The following is a 16,714-nucleotide window of genomic DNA, read 5'->3' on the forward strand; positions in this document are numbered from 1 at the left end:
CGCCCTGGCGTGCGCAGGCGTCAGTTCTCCTTGACGTCGTCGGTCTTCAGCGCGCCGTTTTCGAAGATGTTCAGCTTTTCGCGCAGCTCACGAGGCTGCATGGGTTGCCCCGGATTGCCCCCAGGCGCGGCGGCGGCGCCCGGAGTAGCCGGAGTGGCGGGTGCGCCCGGCGCCGGGGACGTGGCAGGGGCCGGCGGGGTCGAGCTGCCGGGCGCCTCCGGCTGGCTCTGCTCGCCTTCGATGTCTCGCTGGGCTTTCTTGGTCAGCACGATGATGTCGATGCGCCGGTTGACCGGGTTCTGCGGATGCTCGCGGTCGAACAGCGAAGACGAGGCGTAGCCGACCACCCGCGCCACCTGATCGTCCGGGTAACCACCGGCGATCAAGGCGCGGCGCGCCGCGTTGGCCCGGTTGGCCGACAGTTCCCAGTTGCCGAAATCGCCGGTGCCGGCGTAGGGCTTGGCATCGGTGTGGCCGCTGACGCTGATCTTGTTCGGCACCGCCTTGATGGTGTCGGCCATGGCCAGCAGGATGTCTTCGAAATACGGCTTGAGGCGCGCGCTGCCCAGGTCGAACATCGGGCGGTTCTCGGCGTCCATGATCTGGATGCGCAGGCCGTCCTGGGTGATCTCGAAGAGAATCTGGTCCTTGAACTTCTGCAGTTGCGGGTTTTCCTCGACCTTGTTCTGCAGCTCTTGCAGCAGCAGTTGCAGGCGTTCCTGCTCGACCTGCTCGGCCATGGTCTCGACCTTGTCCTTGTCCAGCTGGATGCTGGTATCGGGCGTCGGTTCGGATTTCTCTTCCGGATTGATGGTCTTGTCCGGGGCCAGCTGGGGCGAGCCGCCGAGGTCGATGACGTACGGCGTGCCGCTCTCGGAAAACCCGATCGGGTCCTTGAAATAGCCGGCGATGGCGATCTTCTGCTCAGGCGTGGCCGTGGACAGCAGCCACAGCACGAGGAAGAACGCCATCATCGCCGTGGCGAAGTCGGCGAAGGCGATCTTCCAGGCGCCGCCATGATGGCCGGCGCCGTAGCGCTTGATGCGCTTGACGATGATGGGCTGGTTGTTTTCCATGACTCAGCGACCGCGTACCGCTTGTTCCAGCTCGGCGAAGCTCGGACGGTGCTTGGGGTACAGCACCTTGCGCCCGAACTCGACCGCCAGCGACGGCGGCATGCCGGAGGCCGAGGCCACCAGCGAGGCCTTGATGGCCTCGTACACGTTCAGCTCTTCCTTGGCATCATGCTGCAGGCAGTTGGCCAGCGGGCCGAAGAAGCCGTAGGCCGCCAGGATACCGAAGAAGGTACCGACCAGCGCCGCGCCCACGTGCATGCCGATGGCCTTCTGGTCGCCCTCGCCGAGCGAGGCCATGGTCACCACGATACCCAGTACCGCCGCGACGATACCGAAGCCGGGCATGCCGTCGGCCACACCGGTGACCGCGTGCGATGGATGCTCGAGCTCTTCCTTCATGCTCAGCAGCTCCATGTCGAACAGCCCTTCGAGTTCGTGGGGTGCCATGTTGCCGGTGGACATGATGCGCAGGTAATCGCAGATGAACGCGGTCATGCGCTCGTCGGCCAGCACCGCCGGGTACTTGGCGAAGATCGGGCTGGCGGCGGCATCCTCGATGTCACCTTCGATGGCCATCATGCCCTCGCGGCGGCTCTTGTTGAGGATCTCGTAGACCAGGCCCAGCACCTCCAGGTAGAAGGTATGGGTGAAGCGGCTGCCGAACATCTTCAGCGACTTCTTGACCACGTGCAGCGTCATGTAGCCCGGGTTGGCCTGCAGGAATGCACCGAAGGCCGCCCCGCCGATGATCAGCACTTCGAACGGCTGGATCAGCGCCGCGATCTTGCCGTGGGAGAGGACGTAGCCGCCGAGCACGCTCGCGAATACGACGATGATGCCGATAATTTTAGCCATAGATTGAAAGCACTTGCTGTCGTGGTCAGGGTCTGGAACGCGAGCTTTGAAACTCTGCTTCTACTTATCGGCAGAACTGCGCCAGACTATAGCCACTGAATGCGAAAAGCCAGTTGGGACTGATGTCAAAATGCCAATCGAAAACAAGGTACCCGCGCAGGCCCCCTCCTCTCTCGACGCCTGGATAAGGCTGCTCGACGGCATCCGCGTACCGGTGCCCAAGGAGAGTCATGACCGCGTGCTGGCGGCGGTCAACGACAACCGCCGCTCGCTGCGAGACATCGCCGAACTGATGCAGGACAGCCCCTCGCTGGTGCTGTGCGTGATGCGCGAGGCCAACCATTCGGCCAACGCCAGCATGGCCGAGCCGGCCGAAAGCCTGGAAATCGCGCTGAATCGCCTTGGCCTGAGTCGCATCCTGCAACTGATGGGACGCCTGCCGGCAGTGCCGGGTGACGACATCCCGCCGGTGCTGCGCCAGTTCCTGCTGATCAGCCAGCATGCGACCCAGCAGGCCAACGGTCTGTTCGCCAGCCGCCTGGCGCGGCTGTGGCAGGAAATCCACTGGGGCAGCCTGCTGTTCCTGGCGCCGCTGTGGCCACTGGCGCTGGCCTACCCCAAGCTGCTCGATGCCTGGGAGCTGCGGGTGATCCACAAGGGCGAGGACGCCGCCGAAGTGGAGCATGCCCTGTTCGGCGTGCGCATCATGGAACTGTGCCGGGCCGTGGCCATGCACTGGCGGTTGCCGGAATGGGTCACCCAGGGCTATCGCCTGCTGCTCGAAGAGCGCGAGCAACTGGCCCAGGTGCTGAACATCGCCCGCGACCCGGACACCCTGAGCCAGCAGCATCGCCTGGACGATGAAAGCGGCCTGCGCCGCTGGTTCAACCAGCCGGCCAACACGGTGCTGCTGGCCAACGGCCTGGCGCTGTCGGCCCAGGTGGGCTGGGACAACCCGCACCTGCTGCGCTGGCAACTGCTCACCGCCCTGTACTTGCAGACCACCCTGGACGATGTCCAGCAGCAGGTCCACCAGCAGGCGGCCGCCAGCGCTCGCCACCATGCCCGCCATGCCCTGTTCCACCCGGCCGAGGCGCTGATCTGGCCCTGGCAGCAACGCCGGCCGCACCCGGACATGCTCACTGCGCCGCCGCCCACCGCCCAGGACCTGGACCACTGGCGCAGCCTGTGCGGCGAGCTGCTGGCCCAGCCCAGCCCGTTCAGCAACACCGTGCATCTGGCCGCCCAGGCCCGGGAGGCGTTGGTGGCCTGCGGCATGCAGCGAGTGCTGCTGCTGATGCTGGACAAGCCCAACAACTGCCTGCGGGTGCAACAGAGCGCCGGCCTGGCGCCGGAAACGGCCGCGCTGAAATTCGAGCTGGGATCGAGCACGTTGCTGCAAAAACTGCTGAGCAAAGCCTCGCAATTGCGGCTAACGCCCGCCAATCATGCCCAGTTCGCCCCGCTGCTGCCCGACACCCTGAGGACGCTGTTCAGCAGCGAGCATCTGTTGCTGCGCTCGCTGGCGCTCAACGACCAGGCGCTGATGCTGATCGTCGCCGACCAGCAGGGCAAGCCGCTGGCCGATGTCAGCGTGCAGGCCTTCGGTAAAACCGCGCAATGTATCGAGCGGGCCCTGGCCAGCTTCGCCAGTCGCAATGGCTGAGCGATGGTTTACAATCGCTGCTTGCCCGCCCCCGGAGACCGTGGATGACTGATTTTTCCGGCTTGCCCCTGGTGATCGAGGCCGATGACCTACTCCCGCGCCTCGACTCGCCCGAGCTGATCCTGGTCGACCTGAGCAACGCCAACCGCTACGTCAGCGGCCACATTCCAGGCGCACGCCTGGTCGATGGCAAGCGCACCCAGCTGGGTCAGCCACCGGCGCCCGGCCTGCTGCCGGCGCTGGCAGACCTGGAAAAGCTGTTCAGCGAACTGGGCCACCGCGACGACGCCGTCTATGTGGTCTACGACGACGAAGGTGGGGGCTGGTCCGGGCGCTTCATCTGGCTGCTCGACGTGATCGGCCACAAGGCCTACCACTACCTCAATGGTGGCATTCAGGCCTGGCCTGCCGACCAGCTCTCCACCGCCGTGCCACCGGCAGCGAACAGCGCGGTACGCCTGCGCCTGCACGGCGAGCCGACGGCCACCCGCGAGTACCTGCAGAGCCGCCTGGGCGCCGACGACCTGGTGGTCTGGGACGCCCGCGCGCCGCAGGAGTTTTCCGGCGAAAAGGTCCTGGCCGCCAAGGCCGGGCATATCCCCGGCGCGATCAACTTCGAGTGGACCGCCGGCATGGACCTCAACGATCGGCTGCGCATCCGCAGCGATATCGCCACCACCCTCAGGCAACTGGGCATCACACCGGACAAGGAAGTGATCACCCACTGCCAGACCCACCGCCGCTCCGGCTTCACCTACCTGGTCGCCAAGGCCCTGGGTTATCCGCGAGTCAAGGCCTATGCCGGCTCGTGGAGCGAGTGGGGCAACCACCCGGACACGCCTGTAGACGTTTAAGGAACCTGCATGAAATCCCGTCTGTTCATCATCAGTCAGTACCTGTTGCCGCATCACCTGTTGTCGCGCCTGGCCGGCTGCGTCGCCGAGTGCCGCGCCCGCTGGTTCAAGAACGCCTTCACCGCCTGGTTCGCCAAGCGCTACCAGGTCAACATGAGCGAGGCGCTGGTCGAAGACCTCACTGCCTACGAGCATTTCAACGCCTTCTTCACCCGTGCCCTCAAGCCCGGCGCACGTCCACTGGACGAGACACCTGGCGCCATCCTGTGCCCTGCAGATGGTGCGGTCAGCCAGCTGGGCAGCATCGAGCACGGGCGCATCTTCCAGGCCAAGGGCCACAGCTTCAGCGCCCAGGAACTGCTCGGTGGCGACCCGGCCCTGGCGGCGCCGTTCATGGGGGGCGAGTTCGCCACCATCTACCTTTCACCCAAGGACTATCACCGCGTGCACATGCCCCTGGCCGGCACGCTGCGCGAGATGGTCTACGTGCCGGGCCGAATCTTCTCGGTCAACCAGACCACTGCCGAGAACGTGCCAGAGCTGTTCGCGCGCAATGAGCGAGTGGTCTGCCTGTTCGATACCGAGCGCGGCCCCATGGCCGTGGTACTGGTCGGCGCGATGATCGTGGCCTCGATCGAAACGGTGTGGGCTGGGTTGGTCACGCCGCCCAAGCGCGAGCTGAAGACCTTCCGCTACGACGAGCAGAGCCGTGCGCCCATTCACCTGGAAAAAGGCGCCGAACTGGGCCGCTTCAAGTTGGGATCGACTGCGATCGTGCTGTTCGGCCCCGATCAGGTCAAGTGGGCGCAGAACCTGGGCGCCCTGTCGCCGGTGCGCATGGGCGAGGCGCTGGCGCTGCCGGCCTGAGTCGGATTGCGGACCCCGCCCCGCTGTCGGCGGGGCGGATCATGGATGTGACTCAGCCGACGACACCGACCAGAGCGAGCCCAGACTGCGCGGCATTGCCGGCGTCGCAGCCTCAGACGTGCGTGCGGCCGGCTACAACCCTTTTACCGCTCACACGCAACCGTTGCGATCGCGCCAGCCCAGCAAGTACAGCACGCCATCCAGGCCCAGCGTCGAGATGGCCTGCTTGGCCGACTGGCGCACCAGCGGCTTGGCCCTGAATGCCACACCCAGCCCGGCCAGGGCCAGCATCGGCAGGTCGTTGGCGCCGTCGCCCACGGCGATGGTCTGCTCCAGCTGCAAGCCTTCCTTGTGCGCCAGCTCCTTGAGCAGATCGGCCTTGCGCTGGGCATCGACGATCGGCTCGACGGCGACGCCGGTCACCTTGCCGTCCACCACCTCCAGTTCGTTGGCGAACACATAGTCGATACCCAGCTTGACCTGTACCTGCCTGGCAAAATATGAAAAACCGCCGGAAAGAATCGCCGTCTTGTAGCCCAGGCGCTTGAGTTCGGCGAACAGGTACTCGGCGCCCTCGGTGAGGCGCAACGACGCGCCGATCTGGTCCAGCACGCCAACGTCCAGGCCTTTGAGCAAGGCCATGCGCTCGGTGAAACTGGCGCGAAAATCCAGCTCGCCGCGCATGGCACGTTCGGTGATGGCCGAGACCTGCTCGCCCACGCCTGCCGCCTTGGCCAGCTCGTCGATGACCTCGGCCTCGATCAGCGTCGAGTCCATGTCGAACACCGCCAGGCGGCGGTTGCGACGGAACAGGTCGTCCTGCTGGAACGCGATGTCGACGCCCTGCTCGGACGACAAGGCGAAGAACTCGGCACGCAGCGCCTGGGCGTCGGCGGGCTCGCCACGTACGGAAATCTCCAGGCAGGCACGGCCACGGTCGGTGTCGGCATCCAGGGCGACCCGCGCCGACAGGCGCTCGATACGCTCGATGGTCAGGCCGTACTGGCTGATCAGGGCACTGACCCGCTGCAGCTGCTCAGGGGTGACCTTGCGGCTGAGCAGGGTGACGATGTGGCGGTTGTCGCCGTGGCCATCGGCCCATTGCTGGTAATCGGCCTCGGAAATCGGCGTGTAACGCGCCTGCAGGTTCAGCTCGTGGGCCTTGGACTGCACGCTCTGCAGCAGGGCGGTGGCTACTTCGTTGTCGGGAATGTCCACCAGGATGCCGAACGACAGCGTGCCGTGCATCACCGCCAGGCCGATGTCGAGAATGTTCACACCGCCCTGGAGCAGGACGCCGGTGAGGGCCGCAGTGAGACCCGGTCGGTCTTCACCAGTGATGTTGATCAGGACGATTTCGCGCAAGACCGTGCTCCAACTCGATGAAAAGTGCGCATTCTACCCACTTTCGGTGACCATCGGGCAGCGCCGATACTTTGCCGACAAAACGCGGCTCGCTATACTGCCCGCCATCAATTCCGCCATGAAGAGCCGCGCTCTGTGAACCGGCCCACGCCCGTCAAAACCGACAACTTCTTTCTGATGATCTTCCGAGCCCTCAGCCAGCGTCGCATTCCGCTGGCCTTGCGCATCGCCAGCCACACCATTTTCCTGGTGGCACTGGCCCTGGTCATCTATGCCTGCGTGATGGGCCTGCAGTTCAAGCAGGCCATGCACGAGCAGGCCGATGCCGTGGGCCAGAGCCTGACCACGCAGACGGCCACCTCGGCGACCGAGCTGCTGGTGTCCAACGACATCCTCAGCCTCAACGTGCTGCTGGGCAATCTGGTGAAGAACCCGCTGGTGGCCCATGCGGCCATCTACAGCCCGGACAACCGCATCCTCGCCGAAGCCGGGCAGCGACCGAAAAGCAGCCTGCTGGGCGAAGCCGAGGGCGCCTACCAGACCAAGATCACCTTCCAGGACGTGACCGCCGGGCAGCTGCGCATCAGCCTGGACATGAGCCAGTTCCAGCAGCCGATGCTCATCAGCCTGCAGAGCATGGGCATCCTGGCCGCCATCCTGCTGGCCCTGGCGCTCACCCTGAGCCTGCGCCTGGGCCGCTTCATTTCCACGCCGCTGCTGCAACTGCGGGTGTGGCTGCGCGATCCGCACCCCTATACACCGGGGATCGAGCGGCAGGACGAGATCGGCGACCTGGCCAGGCAGTTGCACGCCAAGCTGGCGCCGCCACCGCCGCCGGAACCGGAGCCCGAGGAAGACGAGACGCAGGACGATTTCGCCGACTTCGAGGTCGAGCCAGCGCCGCGCAAGGCCGTGGCGAAACCGGCCGTGGCACGTAGCAGCGTGGAGGACGACGCGTCCGACGACGACGCCTTCGCCGACCTGATGGACGAACACGACTCGGCACCCAAGGCACTGGTGGCCGCCGAACCAGACGAACCGAATACCAGCGCTGTGCTGGCCGTGCAGCTGGGCTCGCAGGAGCAGCTGCGGCGCCTGCCCCGCAGTCGCCTGACCGAGCTGCTGGAGCGTTATCGCGATTGCCTGGACCAGGCCGCCTCGCTCTACGAGGGCGAAGTCCATACCCTCAACGATGGCAGCACCCTGCTGCTGTTCCATAGCCGGGAAAGTGGCGAGGACTACCTCACCAACGCCATCTGCTGTGGCGAGTTGCTGCGCGCGCTGGGCCACGCCCTGCAGATCGAGGTGGCCGACAGCGGCATCACCCTGCAACTGCAACTGGGCCTGGCCTTGGGCGAGGACCTGCTGGACATGGACCAGGTCGACCTGCTGATGACCGAGAAAGCCCAGGCGGCCCTGGCGCTGTCGCAGCACAGCCGCAACCTGCTGCTGGTGGAACGTCAGGTCAGCGACGACGCACTCATCCGCCAGCGCGCGCGTATCCGCCCGATCGCCAGCCCCGAGGGAGCCTGTTGCGTCGAGCGGCTGATGGAGCCGTATCCCTCGATGCTGGAGCGTCAGTTGGCGCGGATGCACGAGCGCCGCGGCTGATCGCAAGGGCAGCCCTGCCACCGCTCACGAGGTGGCTGACGCTAAAACGAAAATGCCGGAGTCGCTAGGCGACTCCGGCATTTTTTTTATGTGTTGCACAGCCATCCAAGAGCAGGCCCGCTCGGGCCATTTGGTTCAGAAGCGGAAGACTTCCATATCCGTGCGAATGGGCGAAGCCATTGGAATCCTGGACTTCTCGGGTTGCTTCTTGACCTGGACCTGCGCTGGCGCCTTCTTGGTCGTCTCCTCGGCCACCACTGGCTGATTGGCCAGTGGCTTGACCGCCGAGCTCAATTGCTCGGCCAGGCGTTGCAGCAACTGCCCCTGAGCCTGCACCTGGGCCGCTTCACTGCCCTCGTGGTGCTGTTCGAGGTGGACGATGCGGTTGTCGCGCACATGGCCGCGACGATCCAGAACCCGCCACTGGGCGTCGAGAATCGCGGGCTGCTTGGCGCCGGAGTCCAGACGAGTGATCGACAGCAGGACCTGCACGTCAGGTGTGAAGCCAGTGCTGGCCGGCGCCAGGACCACACGCTGACTGTCCAGGCGCCAGGCCAGTTGGCGCACCAGCAACTGGTCGATATCCGACGAAAGGCTGCCGGCCCAGCGGCCATCGGTCGCCGCGGTCAGGCTGCCATCGGGCTGGCGTTGCAGGAAGGTTTCACGTTGCAGGTAGTCGGCGACCGAAACCGGACCGAGCACGACCGCCATGCCGGCTGCCTGCGTAGGCTGGCCGGGGTCGCCACTGTCGAGCTGGTACAGGGCCACGGGCTGGTGCACGCTGCACCCGCCCAACCCAAGCAGTCCCGTCATCAGCAGCGCAAATGGAAGGCGCAGAAATTTCATCATCCCATCCAGGCGGCTGCCCCGCGGCAACCGCAGTGATACTCGTGTGGATTGCTGGGGGCACACGGCCACGCCGGCCCCGCGAGGGGTGTATCATCCGCGAAATGGGCGGCGGACTCCAGCGTTTCCGCCCAGATCGACGCCGAAAGCGCCGTTCCAGGCGGATGCCGGGTCAGGCTAGCCGCTCCACCATCAGGCCGTCGACGCGCTGGAAGCCTCGCGGCAACTTGCTACCACGCCTGCCCCGCTCGCCCTTGTAGTGTTCCAGGTCATCCGGCTTGAGCGACAAGGTGCGTTTGCCCGCCTGCAGCACCAGGGTGCAGCCCTCGCCGATCACGGCCAGGTCGGTGACGTATTCCTCCCGGCTGGCCACGCGCTCGCCGGGAACGCCGATGATCTTGTTGCCCTTGCCCTTGCCCAGTTGCGGCAGGTCCGCCACCTTGAACACCAGCAGCCGCCCTTCGGTGGTGACGGCCGCCAGCCAGTCGTGCTCGCGATTTTCCACCGGCCGTGGCGTCATGACCTTGGCGCCGTTGGGCAGGCTCAGCAGGCCTTTGCCCGCCTTGTTCTTGGCCTGAAGGTCCTCACCCTTGACCACGAACCCGTAGCCGGCGTCGGAGGCCACCACGTACAGCGCGTCGTCTTCGGGCAGCAGCACGCAGTCGAAGCTGGCGCCAGGCGGCGGCGTCAACCGCCCGGTCAGCGGCTCGCCCTGGCCACGGGCCGAGGGCAGGCTGTGGGCCGCCAGCGAATAGCTGCGCCCGGTCGAGTCGATCAGCACCGCGAACTGGTTGGACCGCCCCGCCGCCGCCGCCTTGAAACCGTCACCGGCCTTGTAGGACAAGCCCGTCGCATCGATGTCGTGGCCCTTGGCGCAACGCACCCAGCCTTTTTCGGAAAGCACCACGGTGACCGGCTCGGTCGGCATCAGCTCGTTTTCCGACAGGGCCTTGGCCTCGGCACGTTCGACGATCGGCGAGCGGCGCGCATCGCCATAGGTCTCGGCGTCCTTGATCAGCTCGCTGCGCACCAGTTTGCGCAACTTGGCTTCGCTGCCGAGCAGGCCCTGGAGCTTGGCCTGCTCCTTGAGCAGTTCGTCCTGCTCGCCGCGGATCTTCATCTCTTCGAGCCGCGCCAGCTGGCGCAGGCGGGTCTCGAGGATGTAGTCGGCCTGGATATCGGTCAGTGCGAAGCGCTCGATCAACGCCTGCTTGGGATGCTCCTCGGTGCGAATGATATGGATCACTTCATCGAGGTTGAGGAAGGCGGTGAGCAAACCATCGAGCAGGTGCAGGCGCCGCTCGACCTTGTCCAGGCGGAACTGCAGACGACGGCGCACCGTGCCGATGCGGAACTGCAGCCACTCCTGCAGCAGCGCGCGCAGGCTCTTGAGCTGAGGGCGGCCGTCCAGGCCGATGATGTTGACGTTGACCCGGTAAGTGCTCTCCAGGTCGGTGGTGGCGAACAGGTGCTGCATCAGCTCGGCGGCATCGACCCGGTTCGAGCGTGGGATGATGACGATGCGGCACGGGTTTTCGTGGTCCGACTCATCGCGCAGGTCGGCGACCATCGGCAGCTTCTTGTTCTGCATCTGCGCGGCGATCTGCTCCAGCACCTTGGCCCCGGAGACCTGGTGCGGCAGCGCGGTGACGACGATATCGCCCTCTTCCACGCCATACACCGCACGCATGCGGATCGAACCCTTGCCGCTCTCGTACATCTTGAGGATGTCGGCGCGTGGGGTGACGATCTCCGCCTCGGTGGGATAGTCCGGGCCCTGGATGTGCTCGCACAGCTGTTCGGTGGTCGCCTTCGGTTCGTCGAGCAGGCGCACGCAGGCGCTGGCCACCTCTCGCAGGTTGTGCGGCGGCACGTCGGTGGCCATGCCCACGGCGATGCCGGTGGTGCCATTGAGCAGGATGTTGGGCAGGCGCGCCGGCAGCACCTGGGGCTCCTGCAGGGTGCCGTCGAAGTTGGGAATCCAGTCGACCGTGCCCTGGCCCAGTTCGTCGAGCAGCACCTCGGAATAACGTGACAGCCGCGCTTCGGTGTAGCGCATGGCGGCGAAGGACTTCGGATCGTCCGGCGCACCCCAGTTGCCCTGACCGTCGACCAAGGTGTAGCGATAGCTGAACGGCTGCGCCATCAGCACCATGGCTTCGTAGCAGGCCGAATCGCCGTGGGGGTGGAACTTGCCGAGTACGTCGCCGACGGTACGTGCCGATTTCTTGTGCTTGGCGTCGGCATCCAGTCCCAGTTCGCTCATGGCATAGACGATACGCCGCTGCACGGGTTTGAGACCGTCGCCGATGTGCGGCAGCGCCCGGTCCATGATCACGTACATGGAATAGTTGAGGTAGGCCTCTTCGGTGAAGTCCGCCAGGGAACGGCGTTCGACGCCTTCGAGACTGTCCAGTAAGTCGCTCATGCGAGCCTCGTCATTTCAGGTTCTGGCGCAGCAGCATGGTGCCGCCGCGCTGAGTGAATTCAAGTTGTTTCAACGCGCTCATGCCCAGCAGCACCCCCTCGCCATCCAGACCGGGGACCACCAGCGCGCGCACCTGCTGCAGGCGGATGTCGCCCAGTTGCAGGCTGTCCAGTTGCGTGCGGTAGCCTTGCGTGCGGCCGTTGGCGGTACTGAGGGTCACCGCAGCGCCACGCTGCAGGGACAGCTCGCGGGCCAGCGCCTCGGGAATCGCCACGTCGGTGGCGCCGGTGTCGAGCATGAAGTGCACCACCTGCCCGTTGATCGCGCCGTCGGCCACGAAATGCCCTTGGCCATTGGCCAGCAACCGCACCTCGATGAAGTCCTCACCGTGCTCGGACTGCACCTGCGCATTGGGATTGAGCTGGCGCTCTTCCCAGTGGCCGAAGAATCGCGTGGCCAGGAACAGGCCCGCCACCCAGGCGAGGATCATCAGCACCCGCCCGGCGCGCTTGCCCGGTGGCGGGTTCAAGGCTTGGCGCTCCAGCCACCGGCCGGCGCCGCGAAGCGCCAGACGATGGGCCGGGTTTCACCATCGGCGCGCGAGCCATTATTGTTGTCCAGACCGATCCAGGCGCCGTCCTTGTCGATTACCAGCGCCTCGGCCAGGCCGTAGGGCTGGTCGTAGCGGCGTGACTCGACCAGTGCGTCGGCGGCGAACGACCAGCAGCGCTCGACCGCCCCGCTGTCGGCGTCACGGCGGCACACCCGGAAGGCATTGCGTTCCAGGGTGAACAACTTGCCCTCGAACAGCGCCAGGTCGGCGAAATCCCGCGAGACCGGCCGGGCATTGGGCATCTGCGGCGGCTGCATTTCCACGCCGGCCTCGCTGAGCAGCACGCAACCGACCGCGCAGGTCCACAGCGACTGCTGGCGGCGGATCGAGATCAGGCCACGGCGCTCGCGCTCGGCAGCCAGCCACAGGCGGTCGCCCGCCGGGTTGATCGCCAGGCCCTCGAACAAGGCATTGAAGTGCAGCAGCATGCCGCTGGCGCGCGCCTGACGGACCATGGCCGGGTCGATGCGCAGCCAGTTCGGCTCGCCTGCCACAGGCAACTGCAGCACGGCGGCGTGGGCCTCGCTGACCACATACAGGTTGCCCTCGGCGTCGCAGGTGATGCCCTCGAAGTCCAGCTCGCCGCCGCGCACGTAGGACGCGGCCCAGTTACGCGACTTGAGCCCCCATGGCAATCCGCTTTCCGGCACGGGTGGGGCGGTGAAGGTCAGCGCTTGGCTCTGCCACACCCCGTCCTTCTGTTCGAAGCGGTAGATACGGTCGTCGTCGCGGTCGGACACGCCCCACAGGGCGCCCCGGCATTCGGCCAGCCCGGAGAGGTTGCCGCCGCGCATGCCTTCGATCGGATGCTCGGCCGTCAGGGCGAGCTCCGGCCACGCGTCGGCCAGCGCCGAGAGGCTGGCCAGCGCCAGCAGGACCGCGAGCAGGCCGCGAATCACACCAGGACCTCGGCCAGATTGCCCTTGGTCTCCAGCCATTGCTTGCGATCGCCGGCGCGTTTCTTGGCCAGCAGCATGTCCATGATCTCGGTGGTGCCGCTCAGGTCGTCGAGGGTCAGTTGCAGCAGGCGCCGGGTGTTGGGGTCCATGGTGGTCTCGCGCAACTGAGGCGGGTTCATCTCGCCCAGGCCCTTGAAGCGGGTGACCTGCGGTTTGCCACGTTTCTTCTCGGCGACCAGCCGATCGAGAATGCCATCGCGCTCGGACTCGTCCAGGGCGTAGAAGATCTCCTTGCCCAGGTCGATACGGTACAGCGGCGGCTTGGCCACGTAGACGTGCCCGGCTTCGACCAGCGGGCGGAAATGCTGGACGAACAGCGCACACAGCAAGGTGGCGATGTGCAGACCGTCGGAGTCGGCGTCGGCGAGGATGCAGATCTTGCCGTAGCGCAGTTGCGTGAGGTCGGTGGCACCTGGGTCGACGCCGATGGCCACGGCGATGTTGTGCACCTCCTGGCTGGCCAGCACCTCACCGCCATCGACTTCCCAGGTGTTGAGGATCTTGCCGCGCAGCGGCAGGATGGCCTGGTACTCCTTGTCTCGCGCCTGCTTGGCCGAGCCACCGGCCGAGTCGCCCTCGACCAGGAACAGTTCGGCACGCATCGGATCCTGGCCCGCGCAGTCGGCCAGCTTGCCGGGCAGCGCCGGGCCCTGGGTGACGCGCTTGCGTTCGACCTTCTTGCTGGCCTTAAGCCGCCGCCCGGCATTGCTGATGGCCAGCTCCGCCAGCTGCATGCCAAGCTCCGGGTGGGCGTTGAGCCAGAGGCTGAACGCGTCCTTCACCACCCCGGAGACGAACGCGGCGGCTTCGCGCGAAGACAGGCGTTCCTTGGTCTGGCCCGAGAACTGTGGTTCCTGCATCTTCATCGACAGCACGAAGGTGATGCGCTCCCAGACGTCCTCGGGCGCCAGCTTGACGCCGCGTGGCAGCAGGTTGCGGAATTCGCAGAACTCGCGCATGGCGTCCAGCAGGCCCTGGCGCAGGCCGTTGACGTGGGTACCGCCCTGGGCGGTCGGAATCAGGTTGACGTAGCTTTCCTGAACGCTGTCGCCCCCTTCGGGCAGCCACAGCAGCGCCCAGTCGACGGCTTCCTTGTTGCCGGCCAGGCTGCCGCAGAACGGCTCGTCGGGCAGGCGCTGGAACTCGCTGACCGAGTCGACCAGGTAGGAACGCAGGCCGTCCTCGTAGTGCCACTCCACCTTCTCGCCGGTGCCCTTGTCCTCGAAGCTGATCGACAGCCCCGGGCACAGTACGGCCTTGGCCTTGAGTACATGCTTGAGGCGGCTGATGGAGAATTTGGCCGAATCGAAATACTTCGGATCGGGCGCGAAATAGACGCTGGTGCCGGTGTTGCGCTTGCCGACCGTTCCCACCACCTCCAGCTCTGTGGCCTTGAAACCATCGGCGAAGGTCATCTGGTATTCGTTGCCATCACGCTTGACCCGCACCCGCACCTGGGTGGACAGCGCGTTGACCACCGAGATGCCCACCCCGTGCAGGCCGCCGGAGAACTGGTAGTTCTTGTTGGAGAACTTGCCGCCGGCGTGCAGCTTGGTGAGGATCAGCTCGACGCCCGACACCCCTTCCTCGGGGTGAATGTCCACCGGCATGCCGCGTCCATCGTCGCTGACCTCCAGGGAGTGGTCGGCATGCAGCACGACCTGGATCGAACGTGCGTGACCGGCCAGGGCCTCGTCGACACTGTTGTCGATGACTTCCTGGGCCAGGTGGTTGGGCCGGCTGGTGTCGGTGTACATGCCCGGCCGCTTGCGGACCGGGTCGAGGCCGGAGAGGACTTCGATGGCGTCTGCGTTATAGGCGCTAGCGCTGGGGTTGGCCATGGGTTCTCGTCGTCAGTCTGGTGAATGCAAAAAAGGGGTCAGGATACCGGCAGGTCGAGCAGCGGGTACTGCTCGCGAACAATACCGGCGAAGGTCAGCAAGGCCGGCAGACGCTCGGCGAAGCCCTGGAAACCATGGTCGCCACCGGCCTGGATGCGCAGGGCACAGGCTCGGTAATAGCGCTCGGCATGGCGATAGTCCAGGGTTTCGTCGCCGGTCTGCAGCCACACCTGATAGCGCGCGGCGTCCTGCGGCGGTGGTACTTCGAGTTCGGCCAGGGCCTGCACGTGATCGAGCGTCAATTCCCAGGTTTCACCGCTGTAGTGGTTGCGCTGGGTACCCAGGTAGCCGTCGAAGTGCTGGTGCGGGGTGACCGCCGGGTTGATCAGCAGGGCCTTGAGCCCGTGGCGCTCTGCCAGGTGAGTGGCATAGTAGCCGCCAAGCGAGCTGCCGACCAGCAATGGCCTGCCCAGCTCGGCGATGCTCGCCTCGAGCTGCGCCATCGCCTGGCGCGGATGATGGTGCAGCGCCGGGACGCGCAACTGCTCGGCCAGCCCGAGCTGGCCCATCATGGCCTCCAGCTGGCGGGCCTTGGCGGACGATGGCGCACTGTTGAAGCCATGGATATAGAGGATCGAACCCGACATGCTGCCCCCGGCATCTGTGGCGTGTCGCCCGTCATAATGGGCGCAGGTCGCGCAGTTTAGCCTGTTCGCCGGGGTTTGAGGAAAGGACAGGCTTTTACCAACACGATCTTCGGACAAGCCGTAGCCGGTGGCAACCCTCGCAGCTAAGCCGCGAGGGTCAAACCTGCCCGCAAATCAATAACCGGGGCTGGAGAAGTCCAGCTTCACCTGGAAATCCTGCGCCCGCTCGACGCCGGTTTCCACCCGCCCGTCCTCGTGCAATCGCAACCAGCGATAGCCAGGTTGCTCTTCACTGACCTGGAAATCCTCGCTGCCTGGCGCGAACTGGATGCAGGTAGAAGGGGTGGCCAGCAGTCGCAGGCCTTCGCGCACTTCGTCCCACTCCTGATGCACATGCCCCCACAGCACGGCCTTGACCTGGCGATGGCGAGCCACCCGCGCCAGCAGCTCGTCGGCGTTGCGCAAGCCGATCGGCGCCATCCAGGCGCAGCCGATATCCACCGGCTGGTGATGGCAGCAGACCAGGCAGTGACGCCCGTCGGCACTGGCCAGCGCATCGTCCAGAAGCGCCAGTTGCGCTGGCGCCAGGCAGCCGTGGGTGGCGCCGGGCACCGCCGAGTCGAGCATGACGATGCGCCACGCGCCCAGGTCGGTGACCGCCTGCATCAGCGCACTGCCCTGGGCCACCTGGCCCATGACCCTGGTGTCGTCGTGGTTGCCTGGCAGCCAGCGGGTAGCTTGCGAGAGCCCGTCAGTCAGTGCGCAAAAGGCCTGGTAGGACGCCGCGCTGGCATCCTGGGACAGATCGCCGGTACACAGCAGCAGGTCGATGCGCGGCTGCTGGCGACGCACCTGGGCGATGACATGACGCAGGCTGTCACGGGTGTTGAGCCCGAGCATGGAGCCGGCCGGATCGGCGAACAGATGAGGGTCGGTCAACTGCACCAGGTGCAGCGGTGCGCGAGGCGTGGGTGAGTGCGACAACGGCCGTCTCCTGGGCTCTGCCTGAAAAACCTTGTGTGGAATCGACAGGATTATGGACGCTGCGCGGCACGGCGCAAACACAGCAAAGCCCGAGCGCGTCAC

At 65.9% G+C, this 16,714-nt stretch carries 14 protein-coding genes; 4 read left to right on the top strand and 10 right to left on the bottom strand.

Translation table 11 applies throughout. The features are described 5' to 3' along the window. Positions 1-20 precede the first annotated feature (20 nt). Positions 21-1,076, bottom strand: a complete 1,056-nt coding sequence (gene motB, locus IAE34_RS05205; RefSeq protein WP_200137795.1) for a flagellar motor protein MotB — start codon at positions 1,074-1,076, stop codon at positions 21-23. Between the two features lie 3 nt (positions 1,077-1,079). Further along, entirely contained in the window at positions 1,080-1,931 is an 852-nt protein-coding gene (gene motA / locus IAE34_RS05210) for a flagellar motor stator protein MotA (RefSeq protein WP_200137796.1), read from the bottom strand. A gap of 130 nt (positions 1,932-2,061) precedes the next feature. Between motA and IAE34_RS05215 the strand changes: the two genes are divergently transcribed. Genes IAE34_RS05215 through asd form a run of 3 tightly spaced genes read left to right on the top strand, consistent with a single transcriptional unit; the run spans position 2,062 to position 5,318 of the window. Continuing rightward, complete coding sequence (locus tag IAE34_RS05215) at positions 2,062-3,597, top strand: HDOD domain-containing protein (RefSeq protein WP_200137797.1); 1,536 nt, start codon at positions 2,062-2,064, stop codon at positions 3,595-3,597. Positions 3,598-3,641: 44 nt separating this feature from the next. Continuing rightward, positions 3,642-4,451, top strand: a complete 810-nt coding sequence (locus IAE34_RS05220) for a rhodanese-like domain-containing protein (RefSeq protein ID WP_200137798.1) — start codon at positions 3,642-3,644, stop codon at positions 4,449-4,451. Positions 4,452-4,460: 9 nt separating this feature from the next. Continuing rightward, the gene (asd, locus tag IAE34_RS05225) at positions 4,461-5,318 is read left to right on the top strand and encodes an archaetidylserine decarboxylase (protein WP_200137799.1); all 858 of its coding nucleotides are present in this window, start codon (positions 4,461-4,463) and stop codon (positions 5,316-5,318) included. Positions 5,319-5,468: 150 nt separating this feature from the next. Here asd and serB read toward each other — a convergent pair whose 3' ends face one another. Continuing rightward, on the bottom strand, positions 5,469-6,683 hold the full coding sequence (gene serB / locus IAE34_RS05230; RefSeq protein ID WP_200137800.1) for a phosphoserine phosphatase SerB: 1,215 nt from the start codon (positions 6,681-6,683) through the stop codon (positions 5,469-5,471). A 135-nt stretch (positions 6,684-6,818) separates the two neighbouring features. On the opposite strand from serB, the gene IAE34_RS05235 reads away from it, so the two are divergent. Beyond that, positions 6,819-8,294, top strand: coding sequence for an AhpA/YtjB family protein (locus tag IAE34_RS05235; protein WP_200137801.1), 1,476 nt, complete (start codon positions 6,819-6,821; stop codon positions 8,292-8,294). Positions 8,295-8,429: 135 nt separating this feature from the next. Here the strand turns inward: IAE34_RS05235 and IAE34_RS05240 are convergent, their stop codons facing one another. The 7 genes from IAE34_RS05240 to cpdA form a co-directional block, all read right to left on the bottom strand. After that, complete coding sequence (locus IAE34_RS05240; protein WP_200137802.1) at positions 8,430-9,140, bottom strand: PqiC family protein; 711 nt, start codon at positions 9,138-9,140, stop codon at positions 8,430-8,432. Between the two features lie 172 nt (positions 9,141-9,312). Beyond that, entirely contained in the window at positions 9,313-11,568 is a 2,256-nt protein-coding gene (gene parC / locus IAE34_RS05245; protein ID WP_200137803.1) for a DNA topoisomerase IV subunit A, read from the bottom strand. Between the two features lie 10 nt (positions 11,569-11,578). Next, positions 11,579-12,097 carry a retropepsin-like aspartic protease family protein gene (locus IAE34_RS05250; protein WP_200137804.1) on the bottom strand — a complete coding sequence of 173 codons (519 nt, stop codon included), beginning with the start codon at positions 12,095-12,097 and terminating at the stop codon, positions 11,579-11,581. Next, positions 12,094-13,080, bottom strand: coding sequence for an esterase-like activity of phytase family protein (locus IAE34_RS05255; RefSeq protein WP_200137805.1), 987 nt, complete (start codon positions 13,078-13,080; stop codon positions 12,094-12,096). The genes IAE34_RS05250 and IAE34_RS05255 overlap by 4 nt, the downstream gene beginning before the upstream one ends. Beyond that, positions 13,077-14,981: a DNA topoisomerase IV subunit B gene (gene parE, locus IAE34_RS05260; protein WP_200137806.1), complete on the bottom strand. Its 1,905-nt coding sequence runs from the start codon at positions 14,979-14,981 to the stop codon at positions 13,077-13,079. Before parE ends, IAE34_RS05255 begins: the two co-directional genes overlap by 4 nt. A gap of 38 nt (positions 14,982-15,019) precedes the next feature. Then, the gene (locus IAE34_RS05265) at positions 15,020-15,628 is read right to left on the bottom strand and encodes a YqiA/YcfP family alpha/beta fold hydrolase (protein WP_200137807.1); all 609 of its coding nucleotides are present in this window, start codon (positions 15,626-15,628) and stop codon (positions 15,020-15,022) included. A gap of 174 nt (positions 15,629-15,802) precedes the next feature. Next, positions 15,803-16,612, bottom strand: a complete 810-nt coding sequence (cpdA, locus tag IAE34_RS05270; protein ID WP_267908829.1) for a 3',5'-cyclic-AMP phosphodiesterase — start codon at positions 16,610-16,612, stop codon at positions 15,803-15,805. Positions 16,613-16,714: the final 102 nt, after the last annotated feature.

The organism is Pseudomonas sp. S30, from assembly GCF_016518545.1.
Classification (GTDB): Bacteria; Pseudomonadota; Gammaproteobacteria; order Pseudomonadales; family Pseudomonadaceae; genus Aquipseudomonas.

Bases quoted from the DNA above. Each gene is read 5' to 3' on its own strand.
- motA (WP_200137796.1), bottom strand. From the start codon at position 1,931: ATGGCTAAAATTATCGGCATCATCGTCGTATTCGCGAGCGTGCTCGGC.
- IAE34_RS05240 (WP_200137802.1), bottom strand. From the start codon at position 9,140: ATGAAATTTCTGCGCCTTCCATTTGCGCTGCTGATGACGGGACTGCTT.
- motB (WP_200137795.1), bottom strand. From the start codon at position 1,076: ATGGAAAACAACCAGCCCATCATCGTCAAGCGCATCAAGCGCTACGGC.
- parC (WP_200137803.1), bottom strand. From the start codon at position 11,568: ATGAGCGACTTACTGGACAGTCTCGAAGGCGTCGAACGCCGTTCCCTG.
- IAE34_RS05220 (WP_200137798.1), top strand. From the start codon at position 3,642: ATGACTGATTTTTCCGGCTTGCCCCTGGTGATCGAGGCCGATGACCTA.
- IAE34_RS05265 (WP_200137807.1), bottom strand. From the start codon at position 15,628: ATGTCGGGTTCGATCCTCTATATCCATGGCTTCAACAGTGCGCCATCG.
- IAE34_RS05215 (WP_200137797.1), top strand. From the start codon at position 2,062: ATGCCAATCGAAAACAAGGTACCCGCGCAGGCCCCCTCCTCTCTCGAC.
- parE (WP_200137806.1), bottom strand. From the start codon at position 14,981: ATGGCCAACCCCAGCGCTAGCGCCTATAACGCAGACGCCATCGAAGTC.
- asd (WP_200137799.1), top strand. From the start codon at position 4,461: ATGAAATCCCGTCTGTTCATCATCAGTCAGTACCTGTTGCCGCATCAC.